The sequence below is a fragment of the Sneathiella sp. genome (assembly GCF_002694385.1).
Classification (GTDB): Bacteria; Pseudomonadota; Alphaproteobacteria; order Sneathiellales; family Sneathiellaceae; genus Sneathiella.
On sequence record NZ_NZMB01000012.1, the window covers coordinates 341874 to 360405 of the forward strand.

Genomic DNA, 18532 nt, shown 5'->3' on the forward strand with positions numbered 1-18532 from the left:
CTTTCAGCCGACGAGTGACCGGAACTGCTGATTTGCGAAAACCAGCTTTGGAATATCNAGCGATCCGNCAGATTTCAANTCCTTCACAAGATCNNCNAGNCGNGCNATCATCCGGTGATTGTTGCTTGCCCAGAAATCAAATGCCGCNCGTCCNGTATGNCCGTTCGCGGCGGCAAGGGCGGCNGTTGTNATNGCCCGCTGCTGNCCATACAGGTCATCAATCAGCGCNGTNACGGCAAGGCGATCCCANTCATTATCNGGTTCAATCCCNTCCGCGGCGGTGCGCAGCCAGTCGAGATTGAGGTCCGCCCCGACAATGAAGTANACCTCNCCCACCTCCGTGATCGGCTTTCCGGATGTTTTTCCGGCCTGCACCACATCAAGNGCGGAACGCAGCGGACCCAGCGCCGCCACNCGNCGCGCCAGCGTCTCCGGCACGCCCTCCGCGACAAGCAGATCCGCNCGCATGGTNTANCGGTTTTTGCCTTCCGCACTTANCAATCCGTCCAGCCCTTCTTCAAATTTACGAACATCGGCAGTCAGCAGTTTTATCTCGCCGCTGATGTCGCCAAAGCGGCTGAGATGGCGCAGGCACCAGAGCGTCGCCCGCCGCGCAAGGCGTTGCGTGACGTCGATCATTCTGCCCTGAACGTCGGTGTCCACCTGATTATCCAGCGCCTCGATCCCGGCGGCAATCTGTCCCAGATCGAAGACCGCCGTGACAAGCGCAAAGGCGCGGGCAACATCCTCGGGCCCGCAGCCCTGTTCCTCCATCATCCCCATGACAAAGGTCGGGCCGGCCCTGTTGACAAGCTGATTGACGATAATGGTGGTGACAATTTCGCGCCGGAGCCGATGACCGGCAATATAGGCCGCATATTTCTTGCGCAGTTGCGGCGGGAAATAATCCGCCAGCCATAGATCATAATAGGGATCATCGGGCAGCCGGGTTTCCAGAATATCGAGATAAAGCGTCATTTTGGCATAGGCCATCAATACCGACATTTCCGGCCGCGTAAAGCCAAGCCCGGCGGCCTGCCTGCGGATAATCTCCTCATCATCGGGGAGGTTTTCAACAGCCCGGTCCAGCCGCCCCTGTTTTTCCAGGGCGCGCATGAACAGCACATTTTCAGAAAAATTGTCGATGCCCTGCCGTTCCGCGGTACTGAGCGCCTGCGTTTGCAGATAATTATCCACCAGAACATGGGCGGCCACATCATCCGTCATATCTTCAAGCAGCCGGTCGCGCTGCTTTTCCGTCATCTCCCCGTCATCAAGAACGGCCCGCAGCAGAATTTTGATATTCACTTCATGGTCAGAGCAGTCTACCCCGGCAGAATTATCGATGGCATCCGTATTGAGCCGTCCACCAACCAGCGCATATTCAATCCGGCCAAGCTGCGTCACGCCGAGGTTACCGCCTTCGCCAATGACTTTTGCGCGGACCTCTTTGCCGTTGATACGGATCCCATCATTTGCTCGGTCCCCGACATCGCCGTTACTCTGATGGCTTGCCTTGATATAGGTGCCGATGCCGCCAAACCACAGCAGGTCAACCCGGCTCTTCAGAATGGCGGAGATCAACTCGTTCGGCGTCACCTGATCCGCCGATATATCCAGCAGCGCCTTGATCTCGGGGGACAGGCGGACGGACTTCGCCTTGCGGTCAAAAACGCCGCCGCCCTTGGAGATCAGCTTCTGATCGTAATCCTCCCATGAGGAACGGGGCAATGCGAACATCCGCTTGCGTTCCTTGTAACTTTTCGCCACGTCAGGCGTGGGATCAATAAAAACATTGCGATGATCGAAAGCCGCCACCAGGCGGATCTTTTCGGAAAGCAGCATCCCGTTGCCGAACACATCCCCCGACATATCGCCAATACCGGCAACCGTGAATTCCTGTGTCTGGGTGTCAACCCCGATTTCCCGGAAATGACGCTTCACCGATTCCCAGGCGCCGCGGGCGGTAATGCCCATTTTCTTGTGATCATATCCCGCCGCCCCACCGGAGGCAAAAGCATCCCCAAGCCAGAAGCCATAGGAAATGGCCACCGCATTGGCAATATCGGAGAAGGTCGCCGTTCCCTTGTCCGCCGCCACGACGAGATAGGGATCATCCATGTCATGCCGGACCACATCCTTGGGCGGCACGACATCGCTGCCGACATAATTATCCGTGATATCGAGAAGGCCGGAGATGAAAATCTTGTAGCAATTCACCCCTTCGGCGAGAAACGCATCCCTGTCTGCCGGATTTGGCAAATTCTTGGGGTAAAACCCTCCCTTGGAGCCGACCGGCACAATGACGGTATTTTTTACCATCTGCGCCTTCATCAGACCCAGCACTTCGGTGCGATAGTCCTCCCGGCGGTCGGACCAGCGCAAACCGCCGCGCGCCACTTTGCCACCGCGTAAATGCACACCTTCGACCCGCGGGCTGTAGACAAAAATTTCAACAAACGGACGCGGCAGCGGCAATTCCTCAATCTTCTGACTGTCCAGCTTGAAGGAAAAATACGGCTTGCCCTGCTCATCCAGGCGGTTCTGGAACAGGTTGGTGCGCAGCGTATTGAGCACAAGATTGACGAACCGGCGCAGGATCCGGTCTTCATCAAGGCTGCTCACCTCGTCCAGTAAGGGCCAAATTCCTTCCACAACAATTGCCGACTTTTCATCACGATCTGTCTCCCCCGCCGGATCAAAGCGGAGGTGGAAAAGCTCGACAAGCCGCCGGACAATCTCGGGGTTTCCGGCCAGGGCATTCATCATATATGTCTGGCTATAAGTGATTCCGGCCTGACGCAGGAACTTTGCATAAGCCCTGAGGATCGTGATATTCACCCAGTCCAGACCGGCCCGGAGAACCAGCCGGTTGAAGCCGTCATTCTCCATGTCACCGGTCCAGACGCGCCGGAAGGTTTCTTCGAAATTCGCCTTTAATTCATGCAGGTCGAGGGCATAGCCGCCCGGCTCGATCAGCTCGAAATCATGAATCCAGACCTTGCCAGACAATTCCTCCGACGTAATGAGATAAGGGTTTTCCGCCAATACCTTGAGCCCCATATTCTCAAGCATCGGCAGGCAATCGGACAGGGTGAGTGGCGTGTTATGGCTGTAGACCTTGAAGCGGACCGTGCTGTCGGCATCTTCCACCCAGCGATAAAGATTGAGGGTAAGGGCGCCGGTTTTTAAGGTCGCTTCGATCTTTTCAATGTCATAGAGAGCAAGATCGGCATTGAAGCGTTCGCGATAGGCGGCCGGAAAAGCGTGACCATAGCGGGCGCGCAGGCGCAGGCCCTTCTCCTCCCCCCATCTTTCCAGAAGCGCATCGTCAAGATCATCCGCCCAGCTACGGGAGGCCGCGACCAGCCGCCGCTCCAGATCCGTTTCATCCACCACGGGCTTGTGCTTGGATTTGAGGGCAATGATGTAATGGATGCGCGCCAGCAGATCATCGCCAACCAGCGCGTAATGGGAAGACAGGCTGCCATTATGCGCCTCGGCCAGCACATCGCCGAACTTCCGGCGCAGGTCCGTGTTGAACTTCTCCCGCGGAATATAGACAATGGCCGAGACAAACCGTTCGAACCGATCCCGGCGCAGCAGGACACCGATCCGGGGACGTTCCTGAAGCGACAGGATTTTCCCCGCATTGATCAGAAGATCCTCAACGGATATCTGAAACAACTCATCCCGGGGGTAGCTTTCCAGGATATGGGTGAAGGCTTTTTCGTCGTGACTGTGTTTGGCAAACCCCGTCATTTCCAGCGTCTGGCTGACCTTGCGCCGGAGATAGGGGATATCACGGGGAATACGGTTATAGGCGGCAGAGGTGAACAGGCCGGTAAAGCGGCATTCGCCGATCACCTCCCCCTTCTTGTTGAATTTCTTCACACCGACATAATCCAGATGCACCGCCCGGTGCACCGTTGAACGGACATTTGCCTTGGTGACGATAACCAATTCACGCCGCCGCAGAAAATCCTTCACTTCCGGCGACATTTCCATACTGCCGCTCATAATCCGGCGGGACGGGTCACGCAGAATTCCAAGACCCGATCCTTCCACCAGACCCCAGCGATCAGACTTTCCCTTGCCATCGGAGGCAAATTCAAATTCACGATAGCCAAGAAAGGTGAAATGATTGTCCGACATCCATTGAAGCAGGGCCTGCGCCTCGTCAATTTCTCCCTGATCGAGCGGCGGCGGGTTTTTCTTCAGCCCGTCCCTGATCGCGTCCACCTTCGACAGGATCGGTTTCCAGTCCGCAACAGCGATGCGGACATCCGCGAGCACGCTGTTCAGGTTCTTTTCGATATCCAGCAGGATGGCCGGATCGGATTGCTCGTCGATTTCCACATGCATCATGCTTTCCCGAAGCGCAGACGATTTTCCGGACGGTTCGGCATCCAGCGTGCGGATACGGTTGCCCTCCTTATCCCGTTCCACATAGACAACCGGATGAATGACCTGATGCACGGTGAGGCCCCGGCTGTTGAGGGCCGCCGTCACGCTGTCCACCAGAAACGGCATGTCATCATTGACGATTTCAATGACCGAATGGGTGGTTTTCCAGCCGTGTTCTTCCAGATCCGGCGTGAAAACCCGCAGTTTTGTCGTCCCCGGAAGGCGCGTTGCGGCAAATTTGTAAAGCGACAGGGCGGCGCCATAAAGATATTCCGGCAAGACGCTCGTTACATCTTCAGGGGATGGTCTTTCGTAAAACTGACGGACAAATTTCCCGGCATCGGACGCCGTTTTCTTGTCAAGCCTGCTTTCAACTATAGAGAGAACATTATCAATCTGTTCCGATTTCAAATCCTGTGCTTTTACGGCCATCGTCCGAATCCTACCCCTTCAGATTGCTGATCAACTTCAAACCACTATAGACATGTAAAATTAAGACATTCCTTAGAGACTTGTCCCAAAATAAAACAATAAATAAAAACCATGATTTTTCAATGTGTTACTTAACCATCACGGAAAGCATATAAAGGACCGGGAAATATGTAAAGAAGTGAAGCGGCATCGCCAAAGAATTACGGTCCGATTTTACCAGATTATCAGACTGTCCCGGATTGGCGCGCAGGGTCTATATAAGAGAATTGTTTTACAAATATAACAAACGTTTGCTTAATATTCTGTGTGACCCCCGGAACGCCGGATCATCACTTGCACGCCATGGATCGGGCGCGAGGGTTTTTCCACACGGCTATTTGCCCGTCTGCGGGCAATTCGCGCCGCCGTGCGGAATTTTGTAAAGATGCACCGCGTAGGGACCAAACTCATCTTTAAACTGCCCTTTTTCCAACCGCACGTCCCGCCCCTCGTCCAGCACGTCGGCCCTATCCGCAGGCACAGGCTCCGACAGGCGGAACCGGGCGGCGGTTGGAAACCGGCTGATGGACCCGGCAAAGATATATAAATCACACTCATCCCGGCGGGAAATGGCGACGATGCTGCCGGGGAGCGTCATAGCGTCCGGTTCAACCGTCACCAGTTCCGGCAGGGCGTCACTGTTCAAAACCGTGGCAAGGGACTGCAACCGGGTGTTAATCCGCGTGATGTCCTGGCGCAAGCGGTCATTCTCCAGCAATGATGCCTCGACAAAACGCGGGCTGAACTGATGTACGAAATAGATAATCCCGCGCGCACCATGAATGATGCTGAGCCAGACAAGGCGGCGGACATCCTCGCCATCGGGCATCCGCTCGGCATTCGAGACACGGCTCGCCTCGATCACGCTCCAGACAGGTTTCGTTCCGCCCGACCATTTCAACAGGCGGTCCACACCGCGCGCTACATAATCAAGCCGTCCGCGCACCCCGCTGTCCCGATGCGTCACCGGATAGATATCGAAGGAAAGAATATCTCCGGCCTTTACATATGTCTCATAATCTTCCGGGTGATTACTGCGCGTTCCCCGGCCATACCAGCCATCCCACGCAACTCCCTGACCAAGATTAAGGAGGATGGGCCGCGACGAGTCGCGCGCCTTCATCTGTTCATACAGCCTGATGACCTGCTCCGGGGGGACGGGCGGACCAAATCCGCCGCCTTCCTGCATTTGCGCATTATCCGGCTCATCGGGCATGATCCAGCCCGCGATGATGTCGTTATAGGTTGCTTTGAGCCCTTCTTCATTCTGCGGAGAAAAGACAGCCATTTCCGCCTTCTGAAGCTGCCGGAGCTGCCGTTCCGTCGGACCTTTCCACAGCCCCGCATAAAAATTGACGCCAATCGACTTGAAGGCGGCCGCGTTTACCGGGTCCTGTAACCAGATACCGACCGGAAAGACGTCCGGCCTGCTCAGAAACGCCGCCGGTGAAGCTGACCGCTGTTGCGTCGCAGCCGATATGGAAGGCAAAAAGAAGAACAGGCATAACAAAGCCGGAACAAGGCGGAAAAAAAGCCGAAATCTCATAGGATTTCCTTGCGATCTCCCTCAAGCACAAGGCATGTCAGCACATTGGAATAAAAGGCGCCCGTATCAATTCCGATGCGGTTTTCGCGGAATTCCGGCTCCGGAATAATGCTGTGGCCATGCACGACCACCTTTTCATACAGCCCTTCGTGCGAGAGAAAGCTATCCCTGATCCAGAGCAGATCATGCTCCCGCTGCCCGTCGATAGGGTTAGTGGGATCAATGCCGGCATGAACGAAGAAATAATCGCCAAGCGTATGGCTGCTGTTCAGCATCCCGATGAATTGCAGATGCGAATCCGGCAGGCTTTTCTTGAAGCTTCGGGTAATCCTGTGAATTGATTTTTCGTCCAGCTTTGCCAGATCGACATCGACGCCATAGCTTTTGAGCGTGGCGTCCCCCCCGTAATGCAGCCAGCGCTTCCCCTTAACCGGATCCTGCAGAAAGGTCATCATCGCCGCCTCATGATTGCCTTTGAGGGTGATGATGCTGTTTTCCGCCTCCATCAGCTCCAGCATCTTGTCGATGACCCCGGCGCTCATCGGCCCGCGATCAATATAGTCACCCAGGAAAATCAGATGATTTTTGGCATCCCTGTGGCGCGCCCTGTCCGCGTCGATGCGATCCAGCAGGGGCAGCAGCAGATCTTTCCGGCCATGAATATCGCCAATGACATAGGCGCGATGCCCGTCCGGCATTGCGGCTCCGTTCATGGAAATCTGCTGACGGGCGGTGGTTTCACCGTCTTTTTCACCCACGTCAGCCGCGCGCCTTGATATCAGTCTGCTCAGTCGAGCCAGGGGCATCGAGAATATCTTCCGGTTCTGTTGTTGTCGTAATCCGTTATCGGTTAAAATCGGGAACGTACGCATGTTACTGACATCAACCTTCATATTCTATCAACAAGCCCGTGAACATTCATTAGATAAAAAAAGTGGCGGTCATATGACCACCACTTCTAGATGGGTACTATAATGATACTCTGAAGCTGGCCGGAACGGGCATGGCTTCGACTAAAAAATTACTGTATGAAATTTTCTGACACTCAAAATTCATTTATTCCCAGTTTGAATTATCCGGATTACGCTGACGACCAAGCCAGAATATGGCCCCGATTGCACCGCCAAACAGCAGAAGCGCCGGTGACAATGCCTCAAACCCGGCCAAGCCGGCGGACGCGCCGCCTGTTATGCTATTGCCGGTATTCTTTTCATTCAGCAGGACAAAGCCGGATGTCTGATGCGCCACGGATACGCCGCTATCCGCGACCCCCTCGGCCGTGACCGGGGAGATTTGGGTTTCCGCGCCAACGGCAAGGGGGATCCCTGAAATGGACCCGATGACCAGATAAGCCGCCAGAGCTGTCGTGACATATTTCCGAAACATCCCGTATCTTTCTCCCGAATGGTTGCGGCTTCTATCGCCAAGCACGACAACCAGATATTCCTGATTGAATACAGAAATATGACCATGCGCCCTTTCCCGCATCCCTCATATGAGTGATAGGTCAAAAAAAATTGCATTATTTTAAAATTTGACGAAACAACGCCCAAAATGCCGTCGGGATAGCCCGGAACTTATGCCTGACTTTTTCGCTGGTGGTGGCTTCTATAAAAGTTATCTTGTCGCCCAATCCGCTACGTCATACTCAAAAAGCTGTTTATCTAACCGTAAAACCATTCAAATATCACCATCATGCAAAAGCTTTGGTCGATACATCTTTTACTTTAGAGTATGAACTTACTTGATCGTGCTGCCCCGCCAGTCGCGGTCTGATTTTTTCTCCTGCCGGTAGGACAGGCCGAGGCCTATCGCGCCGAGGAGGCCCGCCGTTTTGAGGCTGGGGTGGGAGAAAAACTCCTGAATAAGCATCTTGATCGCCGCTCCCCGCTCACCCGATGTCGACAGGATCTTCGCGCAGTATCTGATGGCCGAATGCTCCGCCTCGATCAGCATTTTCCAGCTCTTTTCCGAGACCGATGCCATCGCCGGAGCTTCGCGCAGAAACTGAATACTTTCCGCCCGGCTCTGCCAGAGCGCAACGCGATCCCCCGACATACTGTTCGCCCGCAGACGCCAGATGCCGCACCGGTCCTCGATATAAGCCATGCTGAAATTGAGAAGAAGCTCCAACATATAATTGAAGTCCGCTGTCAGCTTGACCCGCGGATCAAACGCCAGCCCGTCTTTCAGGATATGCTCGATGGCGCTGCGACGAACCAGGCCGAAATTGATCAGCGGCGTGGATGAATCATAAAGATAAGGCTTCAGGATTTCTTCCGGCTGATAAATGCGAACAGTCGGGGGCGCGGGGATGGACCGATCCGCAATCTCGGCAAACTGCTCTTCGAACGCACGGTGAAAATTGGCGAAACAAAGCGCGGCGTCCTGTTTTTCCGCCAGAATGCCGCTCGCCCGCTCCATAAATTCGGGAAAGAAGATATCGTCCCCATCAAGAAAAGACACCAGACTGCCTGTCGAGGCGGTAAAGCCGGTGTTGCGGGCAGAGCCAACCCCCTGGTTTCGTTCATGCCGAATGTAAATAACGCGATCCATCCGCGGCCCAAGCGCCGCAACCGTATCATCGGGACTGCAATCATCAACGACAATTATTTCGTCTGGCACACGGGTCTGGTTCAGCACGGAATCAACTGTTTCACAGATCGTATTTGCCGACTTATAGGCCGGAATAATTACTGAAATTGTTTCTTTGTCTTTTGTCATGACTAATATTCCAGACCACCATATTTTATCTTTTTCTTTTGCAACCCACATAAAGTCAGTGCAAGAAGCGCAAATGTTTTCACGGAGGGAGCCCGTCTTAATTCCCCCCACAGGCATTTTGCCGACCGGCCGCGTTCGCCGTTATTATCGAGAAGCCGCGCATACTGCCGGACTGCCGACGCGCGCATCTTTTCAAGAAAGGCCCGGTGATAGGCTGATAGAGAGAGCTGATCCGCCATTCCCAACAAGGAGGAAACGGCCGCCTCACGGGACAGCCACATTTTAAGCTGATTGCGTGACAGGCTGTCGGGGCGCAGAAAATAAACCCCCATGGGGGCTTCCATATGCAGCGCCTCATTTTTGGCGAGCATCCGGGAAAACAGGTGAAAATCCTCATTCGCCGCCAGATGCGTTGAATAAAGCTCGTCATGACTGACAAGATCATCAAGGGCGGTTTTGCGCAGAATGCTGAACGACGGAATAAAAGCGCCGGTATTGTTGAGATAGAAGGTCAACCCCTCTCCCTTTGGCAGCACTCTGGGATCAACCGTCTTTTCCATATGGGCCGCCAGTATCGGGGCGGCCTCGCCATCAAAACATTTATAAAACCCGGCGAAGCAGGCGCCGGCTGCCGGATGCGCCGTGAGCGCCAGATAGGCCGTATCAAGAAATTCGGGGCACAGAATATCATCCGCATCAAGAAACAGGACATAATCGCCTGTCACTTCGCGAAAGCCGGTATTGCGTGCATTCTGAACGCCCCGATTGACATCATGACGGAGGATACGGATGCCCGGATAGCGGTCCTGCACAATATCCCGGACCGGAATGTCGCTATGATCATCGACAATGATGATCTCATCCGCAGGGCGGCGCTGAGCGGCGAGCGAATCCAGCGTGACGCATATCGTCGCCTCGCAATTATAGCTTGGGATGACAACGGAAAGACGACTATCGGAATTTTGCGTCACATTCATCTCCAGGGATGCCGGAACGGAAGATGTCACTTGGCGCTACGCACGCGGGGTTCCGCCTGATCTGTCATTTTGTTGTCCTGCAAAGACTGAAGCAGCCCGTCAAAATCACTCCGCCAGCGATCCCAATTCAGATCCGTCGCATATTTTTCACGGCCATGACCGGCCATCTCCCGAAGGCGGCCCTTATCCTCCCAGAGGGCGGCGATCGCATCGGCATATTCCCTGCCACCGGCTGAATGGGGAAGCAGAACGCCCGTCCTGCCATCATCGACGACGGACGGAATACCCCCCGTATCCGGCGCAATGACAGGGGTGGCAAAGGCCGCCGCCTCGGCAAAAACGAGACCGTAAGCCTCCGCCCGCGTCGGCAGCACAAAAAGGGCGGCGTCGGAAAACAGGCGATTATAGAGATCGAACTCAGCCGGATCGCTTTTGCGAATATGCGTGTAAACCGTCACCCCGGACGGCGGGTTGCCCTTGAACGGATCGCATCCGACAATATAAAGATGGGCGTCAAGCCCGCGTCCCTGAAGGTCCTGGAAGGCGGAAAGAATAATCTCGCCGCCTTTTCTAGACCAGTCTTTCCCCATGAAAAGAATATTGCACCGCCCGGAGAATTTGTTATCAAAATAAGCCTCATCCAGGGTCGGCAGCAGGCCCACATTCCCGCCCAAGCGGATGAGCCGCAGCTTTTCTGAGGCGGCGCCATAATCATCGCGGGCGGACGTCATCGCCCATTGCGAGGGGAAAATCGAATAGCGCGCCTTATCGATCACCTGCTTCTCGATGGCATTTGCTTGCTCCCAGAGCCAGCGCGGAACACGGCTGACCTCGGGGTAATAGTCCGTCATGATCGTGTAGGTCGCATCAGAAATATGCAGGATCGGCACCTTCGTGTGGATATTCGCAAGCTCGGGGGACGCCGCGATACCGACAATCACATCGGGATTGATCGCCTCAAGCTCCCTCTGGATGACCCGGCCGACCGCCCGACTGTAAGCATGTGTCGTGGAGAGGTCGACACTAATCCCAAATATTCTGATAACCCGTTGCAGAGCCCGTGTCAGAAGCAACAGCCAGGTAAGCTTTTTCGCCCTCACCGCGACAACATCGCCAGACAGCTTCTTGACTTCACGCATAATGAAATAGGGCGTTCCTGACCATGCGGAAACATTGGTCGGGTCATGACGAGATACTATCGCAATTTTCATTAAGATGCGCTTTCCACTCCAGGGGCCGTGTAGTCAGAAATTACAGATGTTTGGTTTAAAAAACGTAAAAAGCGATATATGTGCAGTTTGTGCGGATACAATTCTGATATCGGACATTTTTACAAGAAGCCAATGACGCCGCTTCAGCCATCTGACAAGCTGGCATGGCCATATGGTCTGTATCAATCTATATGACGCAAATTCTGTTTTCCGGATATTTTATAGCAAAGCCCGATGACAGGGCAAGTATCAGCCCGCCCACAGCTTCCCCGCCCGTCGGCGAGGAAGCCAGACCGCTCTATATGATAATTAATCTTCCCGGAGCGCCCGGTTGAAACTCAGAATGATCGGATTGACAAAGTAGTCGAGCGCCGTCCGCTCTCCCGTCGAGATCATCACATCCGCCTGCATACCCGGCCGAAGCTGCGTCACCTCGATATTTGCCTCGTCAAGATTTTCAATCTGAATACGGGCAAGGTAATAAAAATTTCCGGTTCGCTCGTCTTCCAGACTGTCTGCGGAGACGCTCAAAACTTCCCCCTTGGCTGGCAGGGAGAACCGCTGGCTGAACGCCGGGAACCGGATTTGCGCCGGCGCCCCGATATAGACAGAGTCAATATCCTTGGTGTTGACCTGCGCCTCGACGATAAGCTGGACATTATCCGGGACGATATCCATTACCGTCTCTCCCGGTTTGATCACGCCCCCTGTGGTATGCACCTGAAGATTGACGACAAAGCCATCGGTCGGCGCGCGGATTTCCGTACGCGACAATACATCCTCGGAGGCGCGCATCTGTTCTTCAAGATCAAATATCTGTGATTGCACCTCTTTCAGCTCGGAGACCACCTCGTCCATAAGCTGGTTCGACATTTCGCCGATCTGCAGCTCAACCTCGCCAATCGCCTGGCGGGTCTGCGCTATTCTTGAGATACTTTGACTCTGGTTTCCATTGAGCTCTGCAAGATTGCGCTGCAAAGCGCGCAGCCGTGACACCGGCGCCAGCTTTTTATCCACCAACGAGGCGACGTCCCGGATTTCATCGCCGATCAGGGCTATCTGGCGCTTGCCCGATTCCACCTGACCTTCAAGACCATTGATCTCTTCTCCAAGCTGAACCGCCTTCTGTTTCAATATCGTGATCTGGCCTTCCCGTGATGTCTGGCGGGAATCAAAAATATTCTGCTGTCCCAGCATGGCCTGTTTTGCGTTCGGATCGTCTTTGCGCTCAACAAGCCATTCCGGATATTCGATTTCGGTGCGCCCGTCCCGTTCCGCAAGCAGCCGGGCTTGTTGCGCAAGGGCAATGGCGTAACGGCTACGGACGATTTCCGTCGAGGCCCTTGACTGTATTTCATCAAGCACAATCAGCACATCGCCCTGCTTGACGGTTTGGCCGTCTTTTACGCGGATCTCGGAAACAATGCCGCCTTCCAGATGCTGGACAGACTTGCGATTGCCCTCAACGCTGACCACGCCCTGCGCAATCGCTGCACTGCCGAGCGGGGCAAATGCCGCCCAGCCAACAAAGGCGCCAAAAAACAGGAAAATGACGACAAGGCCAAAAATGACGGGTATGCGTACATTCATCATTTCTTCATTTCCTCAATATATTTGAGCGCACCTGCCTGATCACCCTGTACAAAAAGGGCGTAGATTTTTGAAATATCCGCATCGCTCAAGGGTTGGGGAGTGAGAGATTGGATTTTCGCCTTGATTTTCTCGCTTGGTCCCATGGTGAGCACGGCCGGTCGTCTTTTGACCTTGCCGTTTCCATTCAGGCCGCCGTTTACGTGATGACCATTGGCCTTTTTGGTTGCAACGGGAGTGATTGTCACCGGGCCCGGAGAAGACGCCTTGCGTGACACGTCCCTTATATTGGTCACGTCATCCGATGCCATGGGCCGAACTATTGTTTGCGACCGGGTGGCTGCCCCATTTTCTTTTCGCACCTGAATTGCCTGATTGGGCCCCGGCAGCGCCTTCTGCGCCCCCTGCAGTTTCATCATCACTTCATCACGCGGCCCGAATTCCTGCATGATGCCGTCTTTCAACACCAGAATCTTATCTACATGACGAAGGATATTAGGCCGGTGCGCAATCACAATAATCGTCATGCCTTCCGCACGAAGATTATCCATGGCATGCATTAGTGCTGATTCCCCGACACTGTCGAGATTGGCGTTCGGCTCATCCAGAACCAGCAGGCTCGGGTTGCCATAAAGCGAACGGGCGAGTGCAATTCGCTGCCGCTGCCCCCCGGAGAGAGCGGCGCCGCCTTCCCCGATCTCGGTCTCATAGCCCTTCTCCATGCGCAGGACCATATCGTGAATGCCCGCCTTTTTGGCGGCGGCGATCACCTCTGCCGGATCGCCATCCCCCATACGGGCAATATTTTCACGGATCGTGCCGGAGAAAAGTTCGATATCCTGCGGGAGATAGCCGATATACTGACCGCGATCATCGGCACTCCATTCGGCGACATCCATCTCATCCAGCCGGGCATGACCGAAGCGCGGCTTCAGATTACCGACCAGCAGCCGGACAAGCGTCGTCTTGCCTGCGGCCGTCGGTCCGATAATGCCGAGTATTTCGCCCGGCGCCAGACGGAAATTGATATTGCGAAGGATTGGTTCATTCGAATTTATATGGGTATAGCTAAGCCCCTCGACCGAGACGGCGCCTTTGGGGCGGGGGAGCGGCATCAGATCCGTTCCCACAGGCGGGCTGGCTTCAAGCTGTGCTTTCAGGCGGCTGTAAGCCGCGCGCGCGGAAAGAAATCCTTTCCATGAACCAATCGCCTGTTCGACCGGCGCCAGCGCCCGACCCATGATAATCGAGCCCGCAATCATGGCGCCGGGACTCATCTCGGCCTGGATGACAAGCCACGCACCGGCGCCCGTCACGCCGATCTGCAACATCACCCGCACGAATTTTGAGGCCGCCGAAATAATCCCGCCCCGATCACTTGCCTGCGCCTGCAGGGCGAGCGAGTCTGCATTCCGGGCATTCCAGCGTTTGATAAGCTGCGGCATCATGCCCATGGCTTCGATCACATCCGCATTACGCGACGCCGTTTCCGCCTGTTTCATCGCGACCATCTGCTGTCCGCTTGATTCCGACAGCAGATTACGGGTTACCTTCTCGTTGACAATACCAAGGCCGAGCAGGATGGCCGCACCGATCAGGGCGATCCAGCCAAGGATCGGATGCAGTAGAAACATCACCCCCAGGAAAATGGGGGCAAAAGGCGCATCCAGTATGGGAAAAATGCCCGGCCCGGTCAGGAAGGAGCGAAATGTCCCAAGATCGCGCAACGCCTGAATGCTGGCTTCCCGGCCTGTTGTCAGGGTGGAAAGAATGCTGGCCGTCAGCGCCGACCCACCCACCTGGCTATCCATCCAGCGGCTCATGCGGACAAGTATAAAGGTTCGCACCCCCTCCAGTAACGCCATGGTGAGCAACGCAAGCGCCGCGATCAGCATCAAAAGAACAAGGGTATCCGTATTACGGCTGGTGATAACCCGGTCGAACACTTGCATCATGAAAAGCGGCGCCGTCAGCATCAGCAGATTTATGGCAAGCCCGAACACTGCCAAAATGATGAAGACCCGGGAACATTTATCTAAAGTTTCCTTCAGAAGCGGGTTTTTTTGTATGCTCACGCTTCCCTCTAATTAACCATAACCAGCAATGTGCCGGATCATATTGATTGTCAGCGCCTTTGCCAATGCTCGATAGGCGCTAATGATACAAAAAAACTTTGAAAATTTTTTAAGATTTTTAGTGATAAAACGTTCTGGCAATTGAAAATGTGATGCTATCACCCGAACATGGCCATATACTATTGTTGCATTATGGCCATTTTTAGGGGAATAGTGGAATAAAATATGGCGTTACCCTTAGATAAGCCGTTATAGCTGTGTTACAAAGTCATATTGTCGGAATTAACCATTTCTGATACCTATATCAGAATATTATGAGAAATAGGGGGAGGCACTTAACGTGTTTACACTTCTGAAGATAAAGTCCGTTGCCGCCCGGACCGCCTTGATTTCACTGGCGCTGTTCGTTTCTGCATGTGCCGCCCAGAACCAGGCATCCTCGGTCGCTCCGAGCTCACTTGCCGAGGCACCCCAGTATGTGATTGGCCCGCAGGACGAACTCAATGTCTTCGTCTGGCAGAACCCGGATCTTTCCGTCACTGTCCCGGTCCGCCCGGATGGCCGGATCTCGACCCCGCTGGTTGATGACATGATGGCCGCTTCGAAAACATCGCAGCAACTCGCCCGCGATATCGAGAAGCAGCTGGCCAAATATGTCAAGGATCCGCTCGTCACCGTTACGGTTCAGACTTTCAATGGTCCCTATGACCAGCAGATCCGTATCGTTGGACAGGCCGCCGAGCCAAAAGCCATCCCCTATCGCAACGATATGACGGTTCTGGACGCGATCATTGCCGTTGGCGGCATGACGGAGTTTGCAGCCGGCAACCGGGCTGTCATCGTCCGCAAGGAAGGCGGAGAGCAGATGTCCTATAACGTCCGTCTTGATGACCTGATCGTCGGCGGCGATGTAAGCGCCAATGTACCGCTCCTGCCGGGGGATATTCTGATTATTCCGCAAAGCTGGTTCTAGTAGCGTGGCGGCAATCTCGATTGCCGTATGTATTGAGGGTGGAAACAGATAGAAGGTAGTCGCATTGTGTTAAATGCAAACCAGCTAGTTTTCGGAAAAAATTCATGCTCTTCGCTGGCGCTCGGATGTGCCGTCGCCAGCGGGGTCCTGATCATGGCCGGAAATCTTCAGGCCGCAGAATGGATTTTCAATCCATATATCGGCATGAGTGAAACTTATACGGACAACGCTTATGGTACGGCAAGTGACGAGCAAGACGACGCCATCACAACCCTCCGTGCCGGCTTTGAAGTTGAAGGGATCGGTCGCCGCCTGCAACTGAGGGCCGCTTATGATGTCGGGTATAATGTCTATGCCCGGTTTTCGGAACTGAACGGTTTCGACCATAACCTGCTGGCATCGGGGAATGCGGAGCTCATTTCTGACAACCTGTTTCTTGAAACCGACGTCGCCCTGACGGAAGAACGTTACTCCAGTGACGGAACAACCGCCTATTCCGACCGTTCCGGCACCGGCGACAATACGCGGGTTCTAAATACCCGCATCAGCCCTTACTACCAGCATGATTTTGGCGGCTATGCGACGGGTATTATCCGCTACACCCACAGCATGGTCAGTTTTACCAATACAAATTCCCGCATCTCCGGTTCGGAGCCGAATGATTCGGATACCAACCGGATTGATCTCACCCTGCAGAGCGGCCGTGAATTTTCTCGCACCAAATGGGCGGTGGAAGCATTTGCCTTCGACAATCAGGTCGACAACGGCGACGATCTGAAACGCAGCACCATGAAAGCGGACGGACAGGTGCCGATCAATCGGTATGTGGCGCTGCTGGCCTCTGGCGGTTGGGATGAATTTGATGGCGACAATATTAATAATGACAAAATCAGCGGGGCGTTCTATGGCGCCGGCGTCCGTCTGACGCCCGGGCCGCGCACCGATCTCAGCCTGCAGGTCGGGCACCGTTTCGGCGGCGGCGTTGTTGATGCGGACTTCACCTATCTTATTTCCAGCGAAGCGCGATTCATTGCCGGGTATCATGTTGATGTGGCGGGTTCCGGCTCATCTTTTGCCAATGCGCGTATCCTCGATCAGAATGGTGATCTGGTGAACCCGAACACTTTTGCTGGCGGCTACTCGGATTCTATTGCCAAGACAAAAACCTTTTCCATGGGATTAAGCGGAGAAAAAGGCCGGAACAGCTATTCCGCTACGGCGAGTTACATTACGCGCAAATTCCTTTCGTACAGTGCGGATGAGTCGGTCGCTTCCTTTGATGGCAGTTTTACCCGCCAGCTTTCCCGTCGATTGGGCTGGGATCTCGGCGGTGGATATTCGGAAATAATTGATGCGCAGTCTGCTGGCGGGAAAGAAAAAGCCTTTTATGGCCAGACCGGCCTCAGCTATCAATTCACGCCGACTTTTATCGGCAGTCTTGCCTATGGCCACTATAATCGCGACAGTGAGAACAACGTCGACAGCCTTCGGGAAAACACGGTTTCGATTTCGGTCAGAAAAGAATTCTGAACCTCAATCCAACGCCCTGATTTCAGCCGGTTTTTATCGGCCCGGAAATCCGGGCGTTTTCTTGACTACCCGTTTGAGCGGAGCTTCTTGAAAATCCGCTTTGCCAGTTCTTTGTCATGAATGACAAGTTCGGATTTCTCTTCTCCGGCCTCTTCTTTTGTCTGAACCGGAAGACGGCTGGCCCTGGTTTCCTCAACGCCTTTTGGAGTTGATACCCCGAAAATTCCATGTGTCTGTTTGTCGCGAATAACTTCGCCGACAATCTTCCCGTCAATCTCTGGCGCCATCCGGGCAAAACCATAGACCAGACAGGTATCGGCAAGAATATTGATAATGCGGGGAATGCCGCGGCTGGCTTCATAGAGTTTCTGGCAGGCATCCATTGTGAACAGCGGCAGATCTCGTCCCGCGATATGAAGCCGGTGCTTGATATAGGCATCAATATCTTCGACCGAGAGCGGCGAGAGATGAAAGTCGGAGGCGATACGCTGTGCGAACTGAACCAGCTCCGGCGCCTGTAACAGTTCTTTAAGCTGTGGCTGACCGACGAGGATAAGCTGAAGAAGCTGGTCATTGTCCGCATTGATATTGGAGAGAAGGCGAAGTTGCTCCAGCAGTTTCGGACCGAGATTCTGTGCCTCGTCAACGATCAGGATGGTACGACGCCCGTCTGCATATTCACGAATCAGAAATTGCTGCAATTCATCATGCAGCGCGACGTGAGATTTTCCCTCATAAGGCTGACCGAAAGCCATCAAAACCCATTGCAGCAGGTCACCGTCCTGAATATTGGAAACAAGACCAACCGTGAAATCTTCATCCAGCCGATCGAGCAGATGGCGAATAAGTGTCGTCTTGCCGCAGCCGATCTCGCCGGTGACGACCGTAAATCCGGCACGATTCATCACCCCGTATTCAAGCATGGAATAGGCGAGAGAATGGCTGTGTCCCCAGTAGAGATAATGCGGATCCGGCAGAATCGAAAATGGCTTTTGGGTAAGTCCGTAAAATTCTCTGTACATTATGTC

Annotated in this window: 12 protein-coding genes; 2 read left to right on the forward strand and 10 right to left on the reverse strand. The window is 54.2% G+C overall.

Translation table 11 applies throughout. The features are described from left to right. Window positions 1-3 precede the first annotated feature (3 nt). From CMN55_RS08365 to CMN55_RS08405, 9 genes are all read right to left on the reverse strand, one after another. A complete protein-coding gene (locus CMN55_RS08365; protein WP_293949326.1) occupies window positions 4-4839 on the reverse strand; it encodes an NAD-glutamate dehydrogenase in 4836 nt (1611 codons plus the stop codon). A 373-nt stretch (window positions 4840-5212) separates the two neighbouring features. Continuing rightward, on the reverse strand, window positions 5213-6424 hold the full coding sequence (locus CMN55_RS08370) for a hypothetical protein (protein ID WP_293949328.1): 1212 nt from the start codon (window positions 6422-6424) through the stop codon (window positions 5213-5215). Then, window positions 6421-7182: a metallophosphoesterase family protein gene (locus CMN55_RS08375; protein ID WP_293949330.1), complete on the reverse strand. Its 762-nt coding sequence runs from the start codon at window positions 7180-7182 to the stop codon at window positions 6421-6423. Before CMN55_RS08375 ends, CMN55_RS08370 begins: the two co-directional genes overlap by 4 nt. A gap of 298 nt (window positions 7183-7480) precedes the next feature. Further along, entirely contained in the window at window positions 7481-7810 is a 330-nt protein-coding gene (locus CMN55_RS08380) for a hypothetical protein (protein WP_293949332.1), read from the reverse strand. 354 nt (window positions 7811-8164) lie between these two features. Further along, window positions 8165-9148 (reverse strand): glycosyltransferase family 2 protein, encoded by a 984-nt coding sequence (locus CMN55_RS08385; RefSeq protein ID WP_293949333.1) that lies wholly within the window; start codon window positions 9146-9148, stop codon window positions 8165-8167. A 2-nt stretch (window positions 9149-9150) separates the two neighbouring features. Next, a complete protein-coding gene (locus tag CMN55_RS08390; protein ID WP_293949335.1) occupies window positions 9151-10119 on the reverse strand; it encodes a glycosyltransferase family 2 protein in 969 nt (322 codons plus the stop codon). 32 nt (window positions 10120-10151) lie between these two features. Beyond that, the gene (locus tag CMN55_RS08395; RefSeq protein ID WP_293949337.1) at window positions 10152-11264 is read right to left on the reverse strand and encodes a glycosyltransferase family 4 protein; all 1113 of its coding nucleotides are present in this window, start codon (window positions 11262-11264) and stop codon (window positions 10152-10154) included. A gap of 381 nt (window positions 11265-11645) precedes the next feature. Continuing rightward, the gene (locus CMN55_RS08400; RefSeq protein ID WP_293949338.1) at window positions 11646-12929 is read right to left on the reverse strand and encodes an HlyD family type I secretion periplasmic adaptor subunit; all 1284 of its coding nucleotides are present in this window, start codon (window positions 12927-12929) and stop codon (window positions 11646-11648) included. Beyond that, window positions 12926-15001, reverse strand: coding sequence for a type I secretion system permease/ATPase (locus CMN55_RS08405; protein ID WP_293949339.1), 2076 nt, complete (start codon window positions 14999-15001; stop codon window positions 12926-12928). The genes CMN55_RS08400 and CMN55_RS08405 overlap by 4 nt, the downstream gene beginning before the upstream one ends. Before the next feature lie 340 nt (window positions 15002-15341). Between CMN55_RS08405 and CMN55_RS08410 the strand changes: the two genes are divergently transcribed. Continuing rightward, window positions 15342-15974, forward strand: coding sequence for an XrtA/PEP-CTERM system exopolysaccharide export protein (locus CMN55_RS08410; RefSeq protein WP_293949340.1), 633 nt, complete (start codon window positions 15342-15344; stop codon window positions 15972-15974). 153 nt (window positions 15975-16127) lie between these two features. Further along, complete coding sequence (locus tag CMN55_RS08415) at window positions 16128-17504, forward strand: TIGR03016 family PEP-CTERM system-associated outer membrane protein (protein WP_293949341.1); 1377 nt, start codon at window positions 16128-16130, stop codon at window positions 17502-17504. A 65-nt stretch (window positions 17505-17569) separates the two neighbouring features. Here CMN55_RS08415 and CMN55_RS08420 read toward each other — a convergent pair whose 3' ends face one another. Next, window positions 17570-18526 (reverse strand): ExeA family protein, encoded by a 957-nt coding sequence (locus tag CMN55_RS08420; RefSeq protein WP_293949342.1) that lies wholly within the window; start codon window positions 18524-18526, stop codon window positions 17570-17572. Window positions 18527-18532 lie beyond the last annotated feature (6 nt).